Annotated in this window: 2 protein-coding genes; both read right to left on the bottom strand. The window is 75.1% G+C overall.

The annotated features are described in order from the left end of the window. A partial coding sequence (locus MCAG_RS02960; protein WP_369751351.1) for a beta-ketoacyl synthase N-terminal-like domain-containing protein occupies positions 1-215 on the bottom strand: 215 nt, incomplete at its 3' end. Positions 216-265: 50 nt separating this feature from the next. Continuing rightward, the coding region (locus MCAG_RS02955) for a beta-ketoacyl reductase (RefSeq protein ID WP_157548360.1) at positions 266-1,994 on the bottom strand (1,729 nt) is incomplete at its 5' end.

Raw genomic sequence — 1,994 nt, 5'->3', positions numbered from 1 at the left:
AGGTTCGCCAGGTCCCAGCCCCGGTCGGCGGGGAAGCCGGAGATCACCTCCCGCCCCTCGACGAGCAACTGCCACAGGTCCTCCGGCGAGGCGATCCCGCCGGGGTACCGGCAGGCCATCCCGATGATCGCGACGGGCTCGGGTTCCTCCAGCTCCCGCACGCGGGCGCGGAGCCGCTCGTTCTCCTTCAACGAGCTGCGCAGTGCTTGGACGATCTCCTCGGCTGAGGGGGCCACGGGTTCGCTCCTTTCCGGAACGTGCGGTGTCAGTTCGGCCGAGAGGCGATTCGGACGAGGTCGTCAAGGTCCATCTCGTCGATGGACCGGGTCTGTTCCGGTTCGGCCCCGTTCGCCGGCCCGCCTTCGGCGAGCCGGCGCAGGACGTCGACGAGGCCGGCCTCCCGCAGCCGGACCGGCGGGATGCTCCGCAGGACCCGGCGCAGGTCGTCGTCGTCCACGTCGCCGGCGGTGTCGTCCATGGCGGGGCACAGTTCCGCACGCAGGTGCCCGGCGAGCTTCGTCGGGGTGGGGAAGTCGAACACGAGGCTGACGGGCAGCGGCAGCCCGGTGACGGTCTTGAGCCGGTTGCGCAGCTCCACGGCGGTCAGCGAGTCGAACCCGACCTCCCGGAACGCCCGGTCCGGCTCCACCTCGGCTGCCGACGCGTGACCGAGCACCGCCGCGACCTGACCGCGAACCAGGTCCAGCAGCGCCTTCGCCTGCTCGTCCGACGGCAGGTCGGCCAGGCTCTCGGCCAGCGGGACGGCCTCCCGCTCCGGTTCGTCGTCGCCGGCCGTGTCCAGCAGTGCCCGGACCTCCGGCAGGTCGGACAGCAGCGGGCTCGGCCGATGCAGGGTGAAGGTGGGGTGGAAGCGGCTCCAGTCCATCGCGGCGACGGTGACGGTCGGCGAATCGTCCGTGACGGCCCGGGCGAGGGCGGTCACCGCGAGGTCCGGGTCCATGGCGTGTACGCCGCTGCGGTCGAGCTGCGCGGCCACGTCGGCGGCCAGCATGCCGCCCCGTCCCCACGAGCCCCAGGCGACGGACGCGGCGGGCAGGCCGCGTCGGCGCCGATCCTCGGCGAGGGCGTCGAGGTAGGTGTTCCCCGCCGAGTAGGCCGCCTGCTCGCCACTGCCCCAGGTGCCCGCGATGGACGAGAAGAGCACGAACGCGTCGAGGTCGTCGGCGGCGAGCAGGTCATCAAGGTTCCGGGCGCCGGCCACCTTCGTCCGCACCGCCTCGGCGAGGTCGGCGGGGGTCGTGTCGGCCAGCGACCGGTACTCCACCGTGCCGGCGGCGTGCAGGACGGCCCGCAGCGGCCCGCCGTCGGCCCGTACCCGATCCAGCAGGTCGGCCAGGGCGCTCCGGTCGGCGACGTCACAGGCGGCGACGGTGACCCGGGCGCCCCGGCCACTGAGGTCGTCGGCCAACTCCCGCGCGTCGGGCGCGTCGGGGCCCCGGCGGTTCACCAGCACCAGGTGCTCCGCGCCGGCGTCGGCCGCCCACCGGGCGAGGTGGGCGCCGAGGAAGCCGGTGCCTCCGGTGATCAGCACCGTGCCGTGTGGCCGCCACGGCACCGAGGCCTGGTCCCGGCCGGCGTGCCCGAGCCGGCGCGCGAAGACACCACCGTCGCGGATGGCGACCTGGTCCTGCCCGGTGCCGCCGCCGAGCACCGCCAGCAACCGGTCGGTGCCGACGTCGTCGAGCGAGGCCGGCAGGTCGACCAGGCCGCCCCAGAGGGTGGGCTGCTCCAGCGCGGCGACCCGCCCGACGCCCCAAAGCAGCGCCCGCTCCGGACACGGCGGGTCGTCGGCCGGGCCCACCGACACCGCGCCCCGGGTGGCGCACCACAGCGGGGCCGTGACACCGGCGTCGGAGAGGGCCTGGACGAGCGTGACCGTCGCTGTGGTGCCGACGGTGAGGAACGGGTGCCGCGGGTGGGGCGCCTCGTCGAGCGCCAGCAGGGACAGCACGCCGACGACGTCCGTGCCGGCC

This window comes from Micromonospora sp. ATCC 39149, from assembly GCF_000158815.1.
Taxonomy (GTDB): Bacteria; Actinomycetota; Actinomycetes; order Mycobacteriales; family Micromonosporaceae; genus Micromonospora.
This window is presented reverse-complemented; position numbering and strand designations above follow the sequence as displayed.